15 protein-coding genes are annotated in these 19485 nt (G+C 71.5%); 9 read left to right on the forward strand and 6 right to left on the reverse strand.

What is annotated here, in order from left to right:
• Positions 1-17 precede the first annotated feature (17 nt).
• Positions 18-989, reverse strand: coding sequence for a quinone oxidoreductase family protein (locus KME78_RS11900; protein WP_219528890.1), 972 nt, complete (start codon positions 987-989; stop codon positions 18-20).
• 90 nt (positions 990-1079) lie between these two features.
• Between KME78_RS11900 and KME78_RS11905 the strand changes: the two genes are divergently transcribed.
• The 6 genes from KME78_RS11905 to KME78_RS11930 all read left to right on the forward strand — a co-directional run bounded on the left by KME78_RS11905 (position 1080) and on the right by KME78_RS11930 (position 5683).
• A complete protein-coding gene (locus KME78_RS11905; RefSeq protein WP_219528891.1) occupies positions 1080-1595 on the forward strand; it encodes a MarR family winged helix-turn-helix transcriptional regulator in 516 nt (171 codons plus the stop codon).
• Between the two features lie 63 nt (positions 1596-1658).
• Positions 1659-2498: a prephenate dehydratase gene (locus KME78_RS11910; RefSeq protein WP_219528892.1), complete on the forward strand. Its 840-nt coding sequence runs from the start codon at positions 1659-1661 to the stop codon at positions 2496-2498.
• 188 nt (positions 2499-2686) lie between these two features.
• Positions 2687-2911 carry a DUF4982 domain-containing protein gene (locus tag KME78_RS67110; RefSeq protein WP_219528893.1) on the forward strand — a complete coding sequence of 75 codons (225 nt, stop codon included), beginning with the start codon at positions 2687-2689 and terminating at the stop codon, positions 2909-2911.
• 49 nt (positions 2912-2960) lie between these two features.
• Positions 2961-3809, forward strand: coding sequence for a CPBP family intramembrane glutamic endopeptidase (locus KME78_RS11920; protein WP_219528894.1), 849 nt, complete (start codon positions 2961-2963; stop codon positions 3807-3809).
• Positions 3810-3884: 75 nt separating this feature from the next.
• Entirely contained in the window at positions 3885-5000 is a 1116-nt protein-coding gene (locus KME78_RS67115; RefSeq protein WP_219528895.1) for a sensor histidine kinase, read from the forward strand.
• Positions 4997-5683 carry a response regulator gene (locus KME78_RS11930; protein ID WP_219528896.1) on the forward strand — a complete coding sequence of 229 codons (687 nt, stop codon included), beginning with the start codon at positions 4997-4999 and terminating at the stop codon, positions 5681-5683. The genes KME78_RS67115 and KME78_RS11930 overlap by 4 nt, the downstream gene beginning before the upstream one ends.
• On the opposite strand, the gene KME78_RS11935 is transcribed toward KME78_RS11930, so the two are convergent.
• From KME78_RS11935 to KME78_RS11945, 3 genes are read right to left on the reverse strand one after another with little or no spacing between them, the layout of a single operon-like run.
• Positions 5680-6474, reverse strand: coding sequence for a class I SAM-dependent methyltransferase (locus tag KME78_RS11935; RefSeq protein ID WP_219528897.1), 795 nt, complete (start codon positions 6472-6474; stop codon positions 5680-5682). The genes KME78_RS11930 and KME78_RS11935 overlap by 4 nt on opposite strands.
• 19 nt (positions 6475-6493) lie before the next feature.
• Complete coding sequence (locus KME78_RS11940; RefSeq protein ID WP_246650925.1) at positions 6494-7159, reverse strand: response regulator transcription factor; 666 nt, start codon at positions 7157-7159, stop codon at positions 6494-6496.
• Positions 7152-8888: a sensor histidine kinase gene (locus KME78_RS11945; RefSeq protein WP_219528898.1), complete on the reverse strand. Its 1737-nt coding sequence runs from the start codon at positions 8886-8888 to the stop codon at positions 7152-7154. The genes KME78_RS11940 and KME78_RS11945 overlap by 8 nt, the downstream gene beginning before the upstream one ends.
• Positions 8889-9048: 160 nt before the next feature.
• Here KME78_RS11945 and KME78_RS11950 point away from each other — a divergent pair, with 160 nt between their 5' ends.
• Entirely contained in the window at positions 9049-10392 is a 1344-nt protein-coding gene (locus KME78_RS11950) for a serine hydrolase (RefSeq protein WP_219528899.1), read from the forward strand.
• 103 nt (positions 10393-10495) lie between these two features.
• Here KME78_RS11950 and KME78_RS11955 read toward each other — a convergent pair whose 3' ends face one another.
• Positions 10496-14242: a S8 family peptidase gene (locus KME78_RS11955; RefSeq protein ID WP_219528900.1), complete on the reverse strand. Its 3747-nt coding sequence runs from the start codon at positions 14240-14242 to the stop codon at positions 10496-10498.
• Positions 14243-14419: 177 nt separating this feature from the next.
• On the opposite strand from KME78_RS11955, the gene KME78_RS11960 reads away from it, so the two are divergent.
• Complete coding sequence (locus KME78_RS11960; RefSeq protein ID WP_372454906.1) at positions 14420-15253, forward strand: pentapeptide repeat-containing protein; 834 nt, start codon at positions 14420-14422, stop codon at positions 15251-15253.
• Between the two features lie 77 nt (positions 15254-15330).
• Positions 15331-16218 (forward strand): alpha/beta hydrolase, encoded by an 888-nt coding sequence (locus tag KME78_RS11965; protein WP_219528901.1) that lies wholly within the window; start codon positions 15331-15333, stop codon positions 16216-16218.
• On the opposite strand, the gene KME78_RS11970 is transcribed toward KME78_RS11965, so the two are convergent.
• Complete coding sequence (locus KME78_RS11970; protein WP_372454907.1) at positions 16215-19472, reverse strand: nSTAND1 domain-containing NTPase; 3258 nt, start codon at positions 19470-19472, stop codon at positions 16215-16217. The two genes, KME78_RS11965 and KME78_RS11970, sit on opposite strands and share 4 nt — an antisense overlap.
• Between the last annotated feature and the right edge of the window lie 13 nt (positions 19473-19485).

Consider the following 19485-nt stretch of genomic DNA (forward strand, 5'->3'; position numbering starts at 1 on the left):
GTGGCCGCCCGTCCTTGTCAAGGTGTGAAGACGATGCGGCGGTCGCTTCCGCCTCGCTCCCACGTCTTTTCGATGTCGGCGAGCGGGACGGGTTCGATGTCGAGGAGGATCTCGCCCGCGACCGCCTGCTGGAGGAGCTCCGCGTAGGCTGCTGCGGCGTCCGCGAGCGAGGCCTGCCCGCGGGTGCCGCTGCCGATCAGTTGGACGGGCGCTTTGCGCAGGGCCATGGCGGGCAGGCCCGCCACCTCCCCAGCGGTCATCCCGACCAGGATGTAGCGAATCTGCCGGCCGGCACCGTCGGGGCGCCCGCCCGTACGCATCAGCGCCGCGAAGACCGCCTCGGCCGGCGCGCCCCACAGGTAGTCGACGATCAGGTCATAGGGTCCCGCGGCGGCGATGGCGGCGGCCAGCTCGTCGTGCGGCCGATCGACCCTGATCGCGGCATCGGCTCCGCCTGCCACCAGCTCGTCCAGGACGCGCTGGTTGCGCCCGGCGGCGATGACGCGTGCGCCATGACGTACGGCCAGCTGCGTGGCGATGCGGCCGGATGCGCCGGTCGCGCCGAGCACAAGGACCGTCTGCCCGGTGGCGGCCTCGCCTTCGAAGACGACGGTCTTCCAAGCGGCCATCCCGGGGTTGAGGTACGCGGCCGCGGTGGCGTCGTCGACGCCGTCGGGCACCGGCAGCCACACATCGCGGCGCACCAGCGTCCGCTCGGCCATGGCCCCAAAGGGCGGCTTCGGGATGAAGAACGCCACCCGGGCACCGTCCTCCAGTCGCCCCACGCCGTCTAAGCCCACCACGTGGGGAAACGTGGTCGGAGCGTAGTGGACTCCCTTGGCCATGGCACGGTCGGACGGCTTCAGCGCCGCCGCGGTGACCGTGAGGACCGCTTCGTCGTCACCGGCCACCGGTGCCGGGAACGGCTCGTAGCGCGGGGTCTGGCCGATGCCGTGCAGTACCGCGCCGTGGATCTGCTGTGTGTTCACGGGTGATCTCCCTGATCGAGTCGCGCACGTCCAAAAATCCGTTCAATCTGAACGGATAAGGTAGCAGGGAATGCGTGCATAATGAACGGGATGACTGATCGTGATCGCGACGAGTACTACGAGGTCTGGCTCGAAATCCTCGGGCGCACCTCACGCCCGCGCTTCGTCGAGCTGCTCCTCGACCGCGCCGGCGTCACGCTGGACGCGGACCTGTGCCGCTACCTGGTGCACATCGATCTTCGCGGACCCATCGGCGTCCTCGAGCTCGCCGAGCTCGCCGAGCACAACCACCCCAAGTCCAGCCGCTCGCTCGCCCGGCTGGAACAGCTCGGTCTGATCACTCGCGCATCGGCCCCGCACGATCGGCGGATCAAGACCGCGTCGATCACCGCCGAGGGGCACCGCATCGTTGAGGCGATCAACCAGGGGCGGCGGCGGATCCTCCAGGAGGTCTTCGCCGACTGGAGCGAACACGATCAGACCGAACTGGCCCGCCTGACACGCCGCTTCTCAGACGCCATGGCCACGCTGGTGGACGCGCAGGACCCAGCACCGGCCAAGACGGACGCGACGAACAGCCGCGCCGCTCCTCGGCAAGGAAGCTGACCGGCATCCCGCGTACCAGGACCGCCACGCTCCCGGCGCCCGGCTGCGTGGGAAACTGATGGGGTGACCGCACGACGTATCGCCTATCAGGGCGAGCCCGGCTCGAACTCCCACTTGGTGTGCAAGCAGCACTACCCCGACTGGGATGCGGTGCCGTGCGCGTCCTTCGAGGACGTGTTCGGGGCGGTGGAGAACGGCGAGGCCGAGCTGGCGATGATCCCGATCGACAACTCGATCGCCGGCCGGGTCGCCGACATCCACCATTTCCTGCCGACCTCGGCCCTGCACATCATCGGCGAGCACTTCCTGCGCATCCAGTTCAACCTGATGGCGCCGCCGGGTGCGACCCTGGACACGATCAAGGCCGTGCACAGCCACGTGCATGCCCTCGGCCAGTGTCGCCGGATCATCCGCGAGCACGACCTGGTGCCGATGATCGCCGGTGACACCGCCGGTGCCGCACGCGAGGTGGCCGAGGCGGGCGACCTGACCCAGGCGGCGATCGCGCCGCCGCTCGCGGCGGAGATCTACGGCCTGCACATCCTCGCCCGCGACGTCGAGGACGAGGAGCACAACACCACCCGGTTCGTGGTGCTCAGCCCGGACTTCGTGCAGGCACCGCGCGGCGAGGGCCCGGTGGTCACCTCGTTCGTCTTCAACGTCCGTAACCTGCCGGCCGCGCTCTACAAGGCGCTCGGCGGGTTCGCGACCAACGGCATCAACATGACCAAGCTGGAGAGCTACATGGTCGGCGGCCACTTCGCGGCCACTCAGTTCCTCGCCGAGGTCGACGGGCACCCCGAGGATCCCGGCCTGAAGAACGCGCTGGAGGAGTTGGCATTCTTCACCACGGACGTGAAGATCCTCGGGGTCTACCCGGCCGACCCCTTCCGCGCCAACTGAGGTTCGAGACGGGCGCCAAGGCGCCACTGGTGGGTCACGATACTCGCCGCACGGAGAATGAGCACCAGGACAAGGTGCCGATTGCGGGGACATCGACATTCCCGTCTCTTACTACCGGGAGATCGAGGAGTGACACCGTCGCTGGCTGGACCTGGCCCGGCCACGAGAGCGCCCCGATCATCGTCGAGGTGTACAGCGACGCGGACGAGGTCGAACTTCTCATCAACGGTCGCTCCCTGGGACGCAAACCGGTCGGCGAACAACACAGGTTCCGCACCGAGTTCGAGATCACCTACGAACCGGGCGAACTGCTCGCGATCGCCTACCGCGACGGCGTCAAATCCGGATCCCCCGTAAGAGCTACCGGAATCGTCCACTCGCTGGTGATTCGTCGGCGCTGTCGTCGCTCATAACGTTTCCGCTGGGTCGCCGACCGCGCGACCACCGTCAACGGAGGTCACCATGAGCACGACAGCCACCCCGCACCCCGCACACCCGGGCGGCGGCCGGATGCGGCGGATCGCCCGGTTCCCCCTCACCTGGCTGTTGGTCGGGCTGCTCGGCGTCGGCGCCGTGTCGGCGCTGGCCGCGAGCGGGCCGGTGCTCGCCGTGCTGGGTGCGGGCGCCGCGGTGGCCGTCTACTGGGCGGTCATGCGCTTCGTCGCGGGACGGAGCACGCCGGAGATCGCGAGAGGCGGGGCCGGACGGGAGGCGTTGACCGGCGCCGGGATCGGGCTGGGGTTCGTCCTCGTCTCCGCGCTCCTGATCGCGATCTTCGGCGGTTATTCGTTCACCTGGTCGTCCGGGAACGTCCTGTCCGTCGTGTTCGCGATGGTCACGGTGTCCGTCGGCGCGGCGGTCACGGAGGAACTGATGTTCCGCGGGCTGGCGCTTCAGGCCCTGGAACAGCTCTTCGGCAGCCGCGCGGCCGTGGCGATCACCGCGTTGGCGTTCGGTGGCATGCACCTGGCCAACCCGGGAGCCAACGCGTGGAGCTCGCTGGCGATCGCCCTCGAGGCGGGTGTCCTGCTCGGTGCCGCCTACCTCTGGCGGCGCAGTATCTGGTTCGTCGCGGGACTCCACTTCGCCTGGAACGCCACCGAGGGGCTGCTCGGCATCCCGGTCTCCGGCCATGCGGCAGCCGGGCTGCTGACCACGCACGTCACGGGCCCGGCGCTGCTGACCGGCGGTGAGTTCGGGCTCGAGGCGTCGATCGTGCCCGTCGTCGTGAGTGTGCTGCTCACCGTCCCGATGTTCAGGCGGGCCCGCCGGCGCGGCGATCTGGTGCCGATGCGCCGTGGTGGCCGTTAAGCTTGCGCGGTGTTCGCGAACGCCACACGTTCTGTCCGCTCCTGGCCAGGCTGGTGGCGAGCCCACCCGACGCCCGTGAAGGACGGTGTGCTCGCGGCGGTGCTCACGCTCATGGCGTTCGAGCCGACACTGTCCACCATCTCGGCGCAGCTCGGCGACCTGCCCAGGCGCCCGTCGGACGCGCTGGCCGTGACGCTGACCTTGGCTCAGTCCGTACCGCTGGCGTTACGCGGCAGATGGCCCGCGGCCGGTCTGGCGGTCATCGGCACCGCCTTCGCCCTGCATCAGGCGATGTCCTATCCGCCGACGTTCGCCAGCATCGGGCTCTATCTGTCCCTGTACGCCGCCGGAGCCCATCAGGCCCGGTTCCGTCGCGGCCTCGTCGTGGTGTCGAGCGCGGGCTATGTCGTGTTCGTGGTCGTGCTGCACAGCCTGGGGTCACCCGATCGGGCCCAGGACTTCCTCGTGTTCTATCTGGCGTTGGCGGTGAGCTGGTTGGCTGGTGCCGGGATGCGCCGGTGGCGGGCTGAAGAGGCCGAGCTCCGGCGGCTCAGCGCGGACGTGGCCACGGCCGCCGAGCGCGCGCGTATCGCCCGCGAACTGCATGACGTGGTCACCCACCATGTGACCGCCATGGTGGTGCAGGCCGACGCGGCACAGTTCCTGATCAGCGGCGCCCCGGATCGCGCCGGGGAGGGGCTGGCCGCCATCAGCGCCACCGGCCGGCGGGCGCTGACCGAACTCCGGCACCTGCTCGGAGTGCTGGAGGCGACCGGCGATTCGGCGGTCGCGCACCGTACGCCGACGCTGGGCAGGATCGGCGATCTGGTCGAGCAGGCCCGGCTGTCCGGCCAGCCCGTCGAACTGGCCGAACACGGAGACCAGCGACCTCAGCCCGTCGATGTGGAACTGGCCGCCTACCGGGTCGTACAGGAGGCACTCACCAACGCGATCAAGCACGCGACGGGACGGTCCACGACGGTCACGGTCCACCACCACGACGATCACCTCGAAGTCGAGGTGACCACCGACGGACCCGCCGACGCCACCTCCGTGGTGCCGTTGAGCGGACGAGGTCTGGCCGGGCTGCGGGAACGGGTACGCCTGCTCGATGGCGTGCTGGTGGCGGCGGCCCGGCCCGGCGGCGGGTTCAGCGTCCGCGCCCTCATCCCGTCCAGGAGCGACCCATGACGACCCCGCCGATCCGGGTGCTCATCTGCGAGGACCAGGCACTGGTACGCGCCGGCTACATCACCATCTTCTCCGCCCAGCCCGACATGGACGTCATCGGGGAGGCCGCGGACGGCCGCGCGGCAGTCGAGGCCGCCCGGCGGCTGCGCCCGGACGTCGTCGTGATGGACATCCGGATGCCCATCCTGGACGGCATCGAGGCCACCCGGCAACTGGCCGGCCCCGACACCGCCAGCCCGGCGAAGGTGCTGGTCGTCACCACCTTCAACGTCGACGAGTACGTCTACGAAGCGCTCAAAGCCGGAGCCAGCGGCTTCCTGCTCAAAGACGCGCCACCTCTGGAGCTCGTCAACGGCGTCCGGACCATCGCCCGGGGCGACTCCCTGCTGGCGCCCGCCGTCACCCGCACGCTCATCGGCCACTTCGCCGAACGGCTCCGCCCCGCCGACACGTCCCGTCCGGCCAGGGACGAGATCGTACGAGCGCTGACCCGCCGTGAACTCGAGGTGCTCGAACAGCTCGCCGCCGGTCTGTCGAACGCGGAGATCGCCGCGACGTTGTTCATCACCCCCGAAACCGTGAAGACCTACGTGTCACGGATCCTGACAAAACTCGATCTGCGCGACCGCGTGCAGGCGGTCGTCCTCGCCTACCGGGTGGGACTGGTGCCCGGCGCGGACTAGTCGACGGGCTTCGCAGCCACCGCCATCAGGTGAGCGCTGACCCCCAGCATGGACGGCTCGGACTCGATGAGCCGGATGGCGCGCAGCAGATGGTCCGGCTCCTGGAGTAACTCCTTCAGGTTGCCGAGCGACGTCGCGAACCCCTCCACGGCCAGGAGACGTTCGTGAACGAAGCCCGCCTGCTCCACTTCAGGGGCCACTTCCTCAATCCGGTGGAAGTACGCCCAGAAAACCTCATCAGGCCGGTCCGGGGTGTTGCTCTCCCCCGTGCGCAGATTCAGGTCGAAGACATCCCAGATGCCGTGATCAGTCAGCCGGTCCTGGGCGGTGGCGTCGATGATCCACGCGTAGCGGCTGATGACCTCGGCCAGCAGTCGGCCGCCAGGACGCAGCACCCGGAAGGCCTCCCGCAGCGCCAGCTGCCGGTCCGCGGCGTCGGCGAGGTGATACAGCGGGCCCATCAGCAGCACCGCGTCGAAACTCGCGTCAGGCAGCGGAAGATCGCGAGCATCTCCGAGCTGGCACGAGAAGTGGCTATCGGCGGCGGAGGCCTGGTCGATGTGCCGTGGCACCGGATCGACCAGCACCACTTCGTAGCCGAGCCCGGCGAGATGCGACGCGTGCGTCCCCGGACCGCCTCCGACGTCGGCGACCTGCCCGCGCTCAGGAAGGAACCGCGCGAAGATGTCCCAGGTACGCCGACGGGTGAGTTCGCCACGGGCGGTGGTCCAGAGGCGACCGGCCTCGTCGTTCAACGCGTAGTGCCGAAGCACCCGCTCGTCCCATGCCACGGCCGAGGCCTCCTTTCGCTCATCTCAGGTAGGCGAGGACCGCCGCCACCCTCCGGTGCACGTCCCCGCTGTTCTCCAGCCCCAGTTTCGTGAAAATGGCGTTGACGTTCTTCTCCACCGAGGAGATCGACAGATGAAGGGCCCTGGCGATGGCCGAGTTGGAGCGGCCGTGCGCCATCTCCCGTAGCACGTCGCGTTCGCGTCCGGTCAGCGCCTCCTGCTGGCCGCGGACGTCGCGCCTGGCCAGCAGGCCCTCAACGACCTTCGGGTCGATGACGGAGCCGCCGGAGGCCACCGCCCTGATCGCCCTCAGCAGCTCGTCCAGGTCCCCGACCCGGTCCTTGAGCAGGTAGGCGAAGCCCTCGGTGCCGTGTTTGAACAGCTCGAACGCGAACAACGCGTCCGAGAACTGCGACAGCACCACGACCCCGACCTCGGGCTGCGCGGTCCTGATGCGGTGGGCGGCGTCGATGCCCTCGAAGCCGGGCCGCCAGTCACCGCCGGGCATCCGGATGTCGGTGAGCACGACGTCGGGCTCCAGGCGGCGGACGGCGTCGAGGAGCTCGTCGGCGTTGCCGACCGCGCCGACGACCGTCATCTCGCCCGACATGTCGAGCAGTTGGCGGGTTCCTTCGCGTACGAGGTAATGGTCGTCGGCGACCACCGCACGGATCCGCTCACCCATCGACCGGCACCCATGCGTTCATCCGTGTCCCCTTTCCCGGCGAACTGTCGAGATCGAGCCCACCGCCGAGCGCGTCCAGCCGGTCGGACAGCGTGGCCAGCCCCCTGCGGTCGATGGCCCCCGGGTCGAAGCCCTTTCCGTCGTCGGCGACCGTGGCACGCAGGCGGCCGCCCGTGTGCGACAGGTGGACCTCTATGGTGGCGGCGCTCGCGTGCTTGAGCGCGTTGGCGACCGCCTCGTTGACCGTGAAGTACATCGCGCCCTCGACCTCGTCCGCGAACCGCTTGGCTCGCAGCCCGGGGTCGGAGGCCACCGTCGTGCGTACGGGCAGGCGGGAGCAGCGCTCCTCCACCGCCTCCACCAGGCCACCCTGGCTGAGCGCCGACGGATGGATGCCGGCCGCCAGCTCGCGCAGGTCGTTCAGCGTCTGGCGGGCCTGCTCGCGCAGGTGGGCGAGCAGGTCGGGGCTCGCGCCGGTGGAGCGGGCCAGCTCCAGACCGGCGATGAGCGCGACGAGCTGCTGCTGCACGCCGTCGTGGATGTTGCGTTCGATGCGCCGGCGTTCCGCCTCCTGGGCGTTGACCAGGCGGGTGACCAGGCCCGCGTTCTGGATGGCCAGCCCGGCCGGCACGGCCAGCGCCTCCAGGAGCCGCTGGTCCACGCGCGTCAGCGTGCCCACGCCCCGGGGGCCGCACTCGATCCGGCCGAGCCCGCCGTGCACCGGAACCGTCAGTGTCGCCTGCCCCTCCTCCCTGCCGGCGACCACGCGGGTGCCGTCCGCCAGCGTCACGGCCGCCCACCTGGCCTCCAGCGCGGTACGTACGGCCGCGGCCACCCGGTCGAGCTGCTCCGCGGGCTCGGGTGCGTCCCGCAGCGCGGTGCCGAGGTCCGACAGCACCTCGTCCACCGTCGGCCGCAGGTCGAAGATCAGGTGCAGCCGGGAGCCCCGGATGCCGATCCCGATGTCGAGCAGCCGGTGGCGGGCCACGGTGACCCCGATCGCGGCGGGCAGCGCCCCTGTCATAGCCACCGTCCCGAGCAGCGCGAGCGTCGGCAGCCCCGCATAGAACGCCAGCTGCGCGATGCCTCCCGAAAGGCTCACGGCCACGCCCCCGACCATCCAGGCGTACTGTCGCCGCTCGACCCGCGCGCTGCGCCGCCAGCGGAGCACGAGCCCGCAGAATCCGATCGCCGCCATGATCCACGTGGTGAACTGGCCGACGGCGGCCGACAAGGCCGCGAACAGCGCGAGCGGCGACTCCAAGACCAGTTGCGGCCGGCTCGCCACGTCGCCGCTCAGCGCGACCCCGGCGGTGTGCAGGGCGATCGCGATACCGGAGATCCACGCGAACACCCGCCAGCGGGGCGAGGGCAGCCGCCCTTCGGGGAAGAGCAGCGGAACGAAGATCCAGTTCAGGCCGTAGAAGACGGCGGAGATGGAGGCGAGCGGGAAGACCAGCCAGACCGGCGCGCCGCCCACGACCTTCAGCCCCGCGCCGGTCAGGCCCAGCCCCAGGAAGAGCGCGCAGGTCAGGAGCAGCCAACCGTAGCGCAGCTCGGGACGCCGGGTGGCCAGCAACCAGCCCAGCGCGGGCAGGAGCAGCGCCACCACCACGAAGATCCACTCGGTCACCGGCCAGGGGAAGCCGCGGTTCGATATGACCACGCCGGCCGCGATGCCGGCGGCCGCGCCCGTCGCCAGCACCCCGGCCAACAGCCTGGAACTCATAAGCCCCCATCGTCGGGCAAGATCAGCAATGCGGCTATGAGGTTATCCGCATATCTCGTACGGCCATCCCCACCTGTCAGAACGGCGGCTCCCTTGATGGTGCACCGCGGCCCCGCCGCGCTTGTCTGAGCGCACCACGCTAATGAGAAGGAGCCTTGTCGTGATCACTTCGTCGAAGCCCGTCCGTTTTCTGGCGGCGGCCGCTGTGGCGGTGACGATGGCCTACGTGGGGCAGCCCGCGCCCGTACAGGCCACGACCGCCGCCATCTCCGCGCCCGAGATCCCCGACACGCCCGCGGGCAGGCAGTTGCGCTGGCTGCTCGACGCGGTCGCCCGCCCGCCAATCCCGGAGAGCGAGCTGAAGGAGCACTTCTCCGTCGACTTCCTCCAAAGCGTCCCCGCCGACCAGCTGAGCCGGACCCTGACCGCTTTCAAGGGCCTGCGGCTCCGGGAGCTGACCAAGTCAGAGAACACCCTGCTGATCGCCACGGTCGAGGCGGCCGGCGCCCTGTTCGACCTGTCGCTCACGACGGACGGCGCCGGCCTCGTCAACGGACTGCTGTTCCGCCCGCGCATCGCGCCCGCGCCCAAAGACTGGGCGGAGCTGGACCAGCGGCTGAGCAAGATCGCGCCGCAGGCGGGGTTCATCGCCGCCGAAGTGACCAAGAACGGGACCTGCCGCCCTGTGCACTCCGTCGCCCCCGCCACGGCGCGCCCGCTCGGCTCCATGTTCAAGCTGTACGTGCTGGGGGCCGTGGCCGAGCGCATCGCGAGCGGGGCGTTCGGCTGGGACACCCGGCTCACGATCACGCCGGAGCTGAAGAGCGTGGGGTCGGGCGAGCTGCAGAACCGTCCGGACAACAGCAAGGTCTCGGTGCTGGAGGCCGCCAAGCTGATGATCTCCATCAGTGACAACACCGCCGCCGACCTCCTCATCCGCAAGGCAGGCCGCAGGAACGTCGAGCGTACGGCGTGGGCCTGGGGCGCCCGCGACAAGCGCGACACGCCCTTCCTCACCACACGGGAGATGTTCGTGCTCAAGGGGGCCGACTATCCGCGGCACACCAAGAAGTACCTGTCGCTGGGAACGGCCGGGCAACGGGCCTACCTGGGCAGAGTGGTCGCCAAAGTGCCGCTGTCCCGCATCGCCGGGTGGACCGCGCCGCGCGAGCTGGACACGCTCGAGTGGTACGCCTCCCCCGCCCAGGTGTGCCAGGCCTTCGCCCGGCTGTCGAAGCTGCCGGACAAGCACGTCGGCGAGGCCCTGTCGATCAACGACGCGGGGCTCGCGCTGGACAAGGCGCAGTGGCCGTCCGTCTGGTTCAAGGGCGGGTCGGAGCCCGGGGTGCACGACCTGGGCCACCTCGCCAGGACGGCGGAGGGGCGGTCGTTCGTGGTGACGACCCTGGCGACCAACCCGAAGGCTCCGTTCGACGCGGCGCAGACGGGCTCGGAGCAGCTGGGGCTCGCCCGTGGCGCGTTCACGCTGGTCAAGGGCTCCTGAACGCCCTATCGCGCTGGTTGACCGCCGCGACCGCGCCTCTGGTAAGTGCACGCCGAGCGGATGAGCCGGAGGGGGAGGCCCATCCGCTCGGCGGGTCTGTGTGTCACCGTGCCGCGTAGGCGCGGATGACCTCCTGGGAGACGGTGTTGCCGTCGACGTCGGAGGCGTTGAGGCGCAGCGAGACGAAGCCCGACGGGCGCGGCTCCAGCGTGGCCTCGTAGTTCGTGCCGCCCTTCGGGCGCAGGCGGGCCGCCCGCCAGGTGGCGCCGTCGTCGTAGGACACCTCCAGGGACACCTCCTTCACCGCGCTCGGCGCCGCCCCCTCCTGGCGGTAGAGGGACACGCCGAGCTTGGCCGAGCGGGCCCGGTTCTTCAGATCGACGGGCGCGTCGATCCCGGCCAGGAGCAGCGGGATCACCGTGGTCGCCGCGGCCGTGCGCTCCGAGCCGAACGTCCACACCGACCGGATGCGCGTCGACAGCTTCGCCCAGGTGGCCTCGTTGCGTACGTCGTACTCGATCCGGTACGCCGACTTCTCCGCCGGCAACGTCACCGAGCCCGAAGGCAGGTAGCTGGTCTGCTGGAGCAGCTTGTCGCCCTGGTAGAGGCGGAAATCAGTCTTCATGCCGTGCTCGAACGGGCTGGTGTAGGCGTCGCCGTAGTTGCCGTCCGCGTCGATGAAGCCCTCCATGGAGACGCGCAGCTTGTCGCCCTCCCTGCGCAGCGGGTTGCGCGGGTTGACGCCCGGCAGCACCGGCTGCTTGAACCAGGTCCGCTCCACCCGCTCGCCCGCCTCGTAGCTGCGGAACACCGGCGTCGACAGGGCCATGCGCGGGGTGTCCACGTGCGGCCACTGCGTGTTGTAGAACCGCTCAGGACTGCCCGCCGAGGCGCTCCAGCGCAGGTCGGGGTCCGGTGTGAAGTATTCGACCTGGGTACGCGGCGTCTTGGCCAGCGGCCGGTTGGTGGAGATCGAGGAGGTGTCCCACGGCTCGAAGACGAACCGCGCCTCGTTCACCGTCACGTCGTCCGCGAGCTGGCTGTGATAGCCCGACTCGACGCGGGTCAGCGACCTGTCGCGCACCACGTACCGCAGCGAGTCCGGCACCCGGCCCTTCTCGCGCAGGTACAGGTCGTACACGTAGGGACTGGCCACGATTCCCTTGGCCAGGACGGGCACGGGCAGCCGCCGCAGCCGTTCGACCAGCTTCAGGCCCTCCTCCTGCGTCAGCCGCACGGTCGGGACCGTGAGCTTGACGCCGGTCCCGCCGGAGGTGATGTCCGCTCCCGGGTGGTCGCTGTAGATCGCCACCATCCTGGCTCCCGCGGCGGCGGCCGCGTTGGACTGGGTGGAGACCGGCACGCCGTCGGTACGGCGGATGACCGCCAGCTTGCCGCGCAGGTCGCGGGCCTTGATCTCCTCGGCCGTGCCGCGCCCGGCGTCCACCGCCAGGAACAGCTCGGTGCCGTCCAGCTTCGGATACTCCGTGGCGTAGTCGCTGAAGGAGACCGGGTCGTAGTACTGGGGGTTCAGGGCGAGGCCCGGAGTCGTCAGGGTGATCGCGGGCGCCTCCAGCCGCCAGCGGGTGGCGACGGTGAAGGTGCCCTTGGTGACCTTCCTGGTCGGCTGGATGAACAGCCGCTCCTCGATCTGCCCGCCGGGCGAGATGTTGGTGCCGCCGCGCAGGGCCGTGCCCTTCTCGCCGACGCGGTACCAGGCGAGCTGCGCCGCGGCGCCCATGTTCCGCTTGGTCTTGTGGTCGGGGGTCTCGATGGCGACCTCGACCGCCTTGCGGGCGTCGAGGACGACCTCGGTGTCCTCGGTGATCTTCATCTCGGGGTCGCCGACGAGGCTCTCGTTCAGCGGCTTGCCCGCCATCGTGCTGTCCTGCGTGGCGGGCATGGTGAAGATGTGGCCGAGCACGGAGTAGGTGCCGGGCTTGACCAGCAGGCAGGTGCCGGTGCCGGACTTCTGCTCGGAGCACGGCTGGGCCGGGTCACCGGGCAGCAGCCGCCCGACCAGCGTGCCCTCGTCCAGGTTCAGCACCGTGAACCCGCCGCGCGCGTTGCGGCCGTCCCTGGCGACTCCGCGCACCCTCAGCTCCACGCGCTGCCGCTCGACGCTCGCGGTCAGCAGGGTCCGTACGGTGGCGCCACCGGGAACACTCGCCGACAGTTCCTCCCGCAGCAGGCCGGGCGTCGCGGCCTTGAGGGTCACCTTCACCTCGGCCTGCCCGGCGCCGGGCACGGTCACCTTGCCGGGCTCGGCGGTGAACGGGCCGGCGCCCTTCAGGTCCAGCTCGACGGGGTCCTTGCCGAGGTTGCGGTACTTCACCGTGACGCTCTTGGCGGCGCCTTCCACGAGGTCGCCGAAGTTCACCGAACCGGCCGAGGCGACGACCGCGCCCTTCAGCGCCCCGGCCACGTCGATCCGGCCGGTGCCGCGCGCGTCCGCGGGCGTGCCCGGAGTGGGCTTGGCGGTCCCCATCAGCAAGGACTTCAGCTCGGGTCCCGTGAGGTCGGGGCGGGCCTGCCGCAGCAGCGCCGCGGCGCCCGCGACGTGCGGGGTGGCCATCGAGGTGCCCGACATCGTGACGTACCCACCGCCCGACCTGGCGGCGGTGATCTCCACGCCCGGCGCGGTGACATCGGGCTTGACCGAGTCGTCCGCGGCGATCGGGCCCCTGCTGGAGAAGACGGCCAGCTTGTCGTCGCGGTCCACCGCGCCGACGGTCAGCGCGTCGGCGGAGTCGCCGGGGGCCCCGACACAGCCGTCACAGCCGTCGTTGCCCGCCGCCACCACGAACAACGTGCCGTACTGCTGGGACAGCCGCGACACGGCCGAGGAGAGCGGCCCGCCCGCGACGCGGCTGCCCAGGCTCATGTTGACGATCTGGGCGTGCTTCTCCCCCGCCGCCCACTCCATGCCGTCGATGATCCACGAGAGCTGTCCGTTGCCGTCGCCGCCCAGAACCCTGCCGTTGAGCAGGCCGGCGCCGGGTGCCACGCCCTTGCGGCGGCCGTCCGACGCGGCGCCGGAGCCCGCGATGGTGCTCGCCACGTGGGTGCCGTGGCCGTGGGGGTCGCCGGTCACGTTCTCGCCGGTGAAGTCGCGCTGGTCGGCGACCTTTCCGGCCAGGTCGGCGTGGGTGGCGTCGATGCCGGTGTCGAGCACGGCCACGGTCGTGCCCGTGCCGTCGAAGCCCGCCGCCCACGCCTCGGGCGCGCCGATCTGCGGCACGCTGTTCTCCAGCACCGGCTCCACCTTGCGGTCGAGCCAGATCTTCGCCACCCCCGCCAGCGGGCTCGCCGTCCGGGCTGCGGATCCGGCGGCGAGCCCGGCCAGCGCGGCGCCGAAACGGGCCGCGTCCTGGGTGGCGAGTGACACTCCCGCGCCGCCGATGCTCTCCAGCGTGCGGAGCTGCTTGACGGCCGGGAGGGCGGCTTTCGCGACGTTTCCGTCGTAGGTGAGGATGAGCGGGATCGCGGTGTCGTATCCGTCCTCGGCCAGCTCCGACACGTTGAACAGCTCGGTGTCGAGACGCTGCGGGACCAGGGCGGCGACGTCGTCGGGGATGACGGTCAGCTCACCGTCCGCCTCCAGCACCTGGAAGTTCGGCACGGTGCCGTCCGCGCGCGGGGCCGGGGTGATCGTCACCGCCTGGTGGCCGCCGTCGACGGCGCGTAGGTGCACCTGGTCGCCGGTGATGAGCGTGATCTCACCGCCGGCCGTACCCCGCACCAGCTCGGAGGCCGCCACCTCGGCGCCGGCCCGGGCGCCGGGCACCGACAGCGCGGAGACGGCCAGCACCGCCGCGGCGGTGGCCACCGCCTTTCGCCCACGCAGCATTGACGACCTCCAGCGAATCGGTAAGAGAAGCTACCGAATTCCTAGTGGTCATGATCTGGCATTGTCTACGTGGAAAGGGTGGCTAGATCCAGACGTGTCGTGAACCCGCCATAGCCGAGGGCCTGCTCATGAGAGCTGAGGTACTCTCGGGACCCTGACCCCCCCAGAAGGAGACACCTGACCTTGCCCGATTCCCTGAAGGCCGACTGCGAAAGCTGCTTCGGGCTGTGCTGCGTGGCCCTGCCCTTCTCCGCCTCGGCCGACTTCGCGATCGACAAGGACGCGGGCAAGCCATGCCCCAACCTGGACCAGGACTTCCGCTGCGGCATCCACCGCGACCTGCGCAAGCGCGGTTTCCCTGGCTGCACGGTCTACGACTGCTTCGGCGCGGGCCAGAAGGTCTCCCAGGTCACCTTCAGCGGGCGGGACTGGCGGCAGGCGCCGGAGACGGCCACCCAGATGTTCGCGGTGTTCCCGGTCGTGCGGCAGCTCCACGAGCTGCTGTGGTACCTGACCGAGGCGCTGACCCTTGACCCGGCCCGCGAGCTCCACGACGAGCTCCGCGCCGCCCTCGACGAGACCGGACGTCTCAGCCGCGGCGACGCCGACGACCTCCTGGTCCTGGACGTGCCCGCGCACCGGCAGGCCGTCAACACGCTGCTGCTGCGTACGAGTGAGCTCGTCCGGGCCGGCACCCCGCGCCGCAAGAACCGCAGGGGCGCCGACCTCATCGGGGCCAAGCTCAAGGGCGCCGACCTGCGCGCCGCCGACCTCAGAGGGGCCTACCTCATCGGCGCCGACCTCAGGGGAGCCGACCTGCGGCTGGCCGACCTGATCGGCGCCGACCTGCGGGGCACCGAACTCGGCGGAGCCGACCTCACCGGCAGCATCTTCCTCACCCAGCCGCAGCTCAACGCCGCCAAGGGTGACGCCGCCACGAAGCTGTCGCCCGCCCTCACCCGCCCAGCCCACTGGTCGGCTCCCGACCGGCCACGGCGGGCATCCCGCTAGCGTCCCAGCCTCCGACACCTTCTCGGCGTCTTCTACGGCGTAGAGTGACTTCTACAGTGTAGAAAACGGAGGTTGTGATGCAGACAGTGAAGGTTCCCGGGGCGCGGCTGCACACCGAGATCACCGGCGAAGGCCCGCCCCTGGTGCTGGTCTCCGGCGGGGGCGGAGACGCCGGCATGTACGAGGACGTGGTGCCCCTGCTGGCCGAGCGGTTCACGGTGATCACGTTCGACCGGCGGGGCAACTCACGCAGCCCGCTGTCAGAACCGGGCGCGTCCCTCGCGGTGTCGCGGCAGGCGGCCGACGTGATCGCCATCCTGGATCACTACGGCGTCGACCGCGCCTTCGTCTTCGGCAACAGCAGCGGCGCGATCATCACGGTGGAGCTCCTGGCCCGCCACGCCGACCGGCTGCGCGGCGCGGTCGTCCACGAACCGCCACTGGTCTCGGTCCTGCCTGATGGCCGGGACAGCCCCGAACAGCGCGCCTTCGACGAACTGGCCGGCATCGCCGAGCGGGAGGGGCCGATGCAGGGGTTCGCCGCGTTCTCGGCCATGATCCTGCCCAAGGCGCCGGGGCTGTTCACCAACCCCACCGGGCGGGCCGTGACCGCCGGTGCCATGCGGGTGGCGATGGGCGGCGCCGCGCTGGCCCGCCGGGTGACCGGCCGGCAGCCGGGCGGGATGTTCCGGCTCATGGGCAACCTCGACATCCTGCTCACCCGCGAGCTGTCCCTGTTCCCGTCCTACGAGCCCGACCTGAAGGCACTGGAGACGGTCACGATCCCGTGGTGCCTGGCCACCGGCCACGACAGCGTGGGCCGCCCCTACTACCGGCCCGCGCACGTCCTGAGCGAGCGCTTCGGGGTGCCGTGCGAGGAGTTCCCGGGCGGGCACACCCCGTACCAGACCCACCCGCGGGAGTTCGCCGATCTGCTCACCGCGATCCTGGACGGCATGCACTAGGTGGGATCGCAGGGTGACAGGCTCTTCATGTTGGGTACGAGCCGCGCCCACTCCTGCGGCTCGGGCACGGAGGCGATGTCGCAGGCACGGCGGAGCGACGCGCCTTCGTCCAGGTCCCACCAGCGGAGCGTGCCGTGCGCTCCGATGACGGCCAGGCGGCCGGAGGCGAAACCCAGCGCCCGGACGGAGCCCTGGCGGGTGGACAGCGCGAACAGCTCGCGCCGCCCCTGGACCTGCCAGAGCCGCACCGTGCCGTCGTCGGAGCCGATCGCCAGCACGGTGCCGTCCGCGTTGTAGGCGAGCGCCGTGATCGGCGAGGTGCCGGCCATGAGGAGCTGCCGCGACGCGGGATCGCCGAGCCGCCGCAGGTAGACGGCCCGGTCCTCGCCGGTCGTCAGCGTCCGCACCCCGGGGTCGAACGCGAGCGCGCCCACGGCCCCGGACGCCGTCCACGTGTCCATCCTGATGGCTTGACCTGTGGCGATGCGCCACACCAGGATCTCGTCGCCATAGCCGCCCGCCACGAGGTCGCCGGCGGGGTCGATGGCGACCCGGCTCCGGTCCGCGGCTCCGGGGTCGGGATGGTCGAGCCGGTAGAGCTCGGTGCGGTGCTGGAGGTCCCACACGCGGATCCGTCCGGTGTCCGCGCCGACCACCAGCAGGCCGCCGTCCTTCCCGCCCCTGGCCAGGCCGCTGATCGGCGGGTAGGGCACCGGCAGTTGTCCGCACAGTCCCGTGGCGGCGGCCGGTCCGCCGTAGCGGACGACGCCGTCGACGGCGCCGGTGACCAGCCCCCAGGGTCCCCATGCCGCCGCGACCGATTCGGGCTCGGGGCAGCCCCGGACCTCCCAGCCCGTGCTGTCCCAGATGGCCCCGGTCGTGTCGGCGGCGGCGCTGGCCAGCAACGTGCCCCGGCGCGGGAAGGCGACCGCGTGCACGGGAGCGCTGTGGCCGGTCAGCTCGGCGAGCCGGCGGCCCGCCGCCACGTCCCACAGCAGGATCCGCTGGTCCTCCCCCGCCGTGGCGAGCAGCCGGCCGTCGCCACGGAAGTCGAGGTCCCACACGGTGCCGCGGTGCCCGGTCAGCACGCCCGCCGGACGCCAGTCGGACGTACGCCAGAGGCGTACGGCACCGTCGTCACCCGCGGCGGCCAGCCGGGTGCCGTCCGGGCTGAAGGAGACGTCGCGTATCGCGTGCCCGCCCGCTTTGAGGATCACCGGCGGCCCGCCCTTGCCGTCGGTGCGCCAGAGCCGCAGCCGCCCGTCGCGGCCCGCGGCGGCCAGCAGAGCGCCGTCGGGGCTGAACGCGGTCCCCTCGATGGCGTCGGCCCCCCACGGCGGAGGCGGCAGCGCCCGCAGGTCACCGGCCCGCCACAACTCCACCCCGGTCCCGGCCACGGCCAGGATCGCGCCCTTCTGATCGAAGGAGAGCCCGCCCATCGCCGTGCCGCCCGCAAGCGGGCGGGTCGCCAGCACACGGCCCGTCCCGGCGTCCCACATCCTCAGCCGTCTGTCGTCTCCCGCCCCGGCGACCAGGCGGCCGTCCGGGCTGATGGCGATGGCGGTGAGGCGTGCGGAGAGGTCTTCCAGCGTGTGGATCACGGTCCGCCGGCGGGCATCCCACAGCAGGGCGCGGCCACCGTGGTCGACGGTGGCCAGCGTCGATCCGTCAGCGCTGAACGACGCCCCCCAGAGGGGAGCCTTGTGCCCGGCCAGCCGCGCCACGAACCCGCCCGCCTGCGTGCTCATCAGCGCGCCGAGCGACTGCGGCGTGCGGTCCTGCTCGACGGCCGCCGCGGCGAGCAGCGCCGACACCTCCGGCCGGGACGCCGCCAGCCGGGCCGCCTCGACGGACAGCCGCCCGGCCAGGGAACTCCGTTGCGCCTGCCCCGTCTGCTCGACCACCACGACCGCGCCCGCCACGGTCAGCGCCAGCGTGACCGCCAGGCCGCCGACCAGGCGGCGCAGCCTGCGGTTACGCCTCAGCGTCTCCAGCCGCTCGGCCTCCTGCCCCTGCCAGCTGGCGGTCAGGAAGGCGCGCTCGACCGGGGTGAGGGCCCCGGCGGGCGCTACGTCGGCCCATTCGCGCAGCGTGGTCAGGTGGGGGCCGCGCAGCAGGAGGTAGTCGTCGCGTTCGGCATGGTCCCACGCCTCGGCGGCGTCGGTGAGCTGCTGCCGGATCCGCAGCCCCGCCCGGTCGGTGTCGATCCAGCCTTTCAGCCGGGGCCAGGCGTCGAGCAGCACTTCGTGGCTGATCTCGACCCACTCGGCGTCGGCCGTCAGCAGGCGGGCTCCGATGAACGTCTCGACGACGGCCGCCGCGGCCTCGTCCCCGGTCAGCGCGTGGCGGGCGAGCCGGCGGCGGCCGTCGGCCACGCCGTCGCCGACCTGGACCAGGCGCAGCAGGGTGTTCCTGGCCGCCTGCTGTCGTGCCGCGTCGAGCTGCTCGTACGCGTGCTCGGCGGTGACCTCGATGGCGCCCCGGATGCCACCGGTGCGTTCGTAGCCGGCGACCGTGAGCAGGGCGCCGGTCCGCTGCTGCCAGGTGGCGCGCAGGGCGTGGGACAGCAGCGGCAGCGCCCCGGCGTCGCAGGCGCCGCTGGTCCTGGCGCCGACGTCGCGCAGCAGCAGCTCGACCAGGCCGGGTTCGAGGGCCAGCCGGGCCACCACTGCGGGTTCGCTGATCGCCTGCCGTAGCTGCCCGGCCGCCATCGGGCCGAGCGGCAGGCAGCGCGCCCGCAGCGCCGCCAGCAGCGGCGGGTGGGCCAGGCAGTGGCCGTAGAAGTCGGCGCGTACGCCCAGCACCACCGCCAGCCCGGCCGCCGACCGGTGGCACAGCTCGGCGATGAACGCCTGCCGGGCGGCCTCGTCCTCGCAGAGCGTGAACAGCTCCTCGAACTGGTCGACGATCACCAGCGTGCGGGAGTCGACACCGCCCAGCTCGCGCATCGGCCGGGCCGTCGGCGTCAGGTACGCCACACTCGGCTGCCCGGGCCGGCGGCCGGGAAGCGCCCCTCGCAGCACGGCCGGGGCCAGACCGGCTCGCAGCAGCGAGGACTTGCCCACTCCCGAGGGGCCGATCACGATCGCCGGATGGCCGGCCGTATCGGGATCGGCCAGCAGGCTCACCAGGTCGGCCACGGCCCGGTCGCGGCCGAAGAACCAGCGCGCGTCCTCCGTGCGGAAGGACATCAGCCCCGGATAGGGGCAGGCAGGTGCCGGACCGACCGGACCGGAGGGATGGAGTGCCCTCAGGGTCTGCGTCGCT

The sequence above is a fragment of the Nonomuraea guangzhouensis genome (assembly GCF_019396345.1).
In the GTDB taxonomy this organism is placed as follows: Bacteria; Actinomycetota; Actinomycetes; order Streptosporangiales; family Streptosporangiaceae; genus Nonomuraea; species Nonomuraea guangzhouensis.

What these genes read in the sequence shown, in the direction of transcription:
- KME78_RS11965 (WP_219528901.1), top strand. Translation starts at nt 15,331, where the DNA reads ATGCAGACAGTGAAGGTTCCCGGGGCGCGGCTGCACACCGAGATCACC.
- KME78_RS11920 (WP_219528894.1), top strand. Translation starts at nt 2,961, where the DNA reads ATGAGCACGACAGCCACCCCGCACCCCGCACACCCGGGCGGCGGCCGG.
- KME78_RS11945 (WP_219528898.1), bottom strand. Translation starts at nt 8,888, where the DNA reads ATGAGTTCCAGGCTGTTGGCCGGGGTGCTGGCGACGGGCGCGGCCGCC.
- KME78_RS11905 (WP_219528891.1), top strand. Translation starts at nt 1,080, where the DNA reads ATGACTGATCGTGATCGCGACGAGTACTACGAGGTCTGGCTCGAAATC.
- KME78_RS11930 (WP_219528896.1), top strand. Translation starts at nt 4,997, where the DNA reads ATGACGACCCCGCCGATCCGGGTGCTCATCTGCGAGGACCAGGCACTG.
- KME78_RS11955 (WP_219528900.1), bottom strand. Translation starts at nt 14,242, where the DNA reads ATGCTGCGTGGGCGAAAGGCGGTGGCCACCGCCGCGGCGGTGCTGGCC.
- KME78_RS11940 (WP_246650925.1), bottom strand. Translation starts at nt 7,159, where the DNA reads ATGGGTGAGCGGATCCGTGCGGTGGTCGCCGACGACCATTACCTCGTA.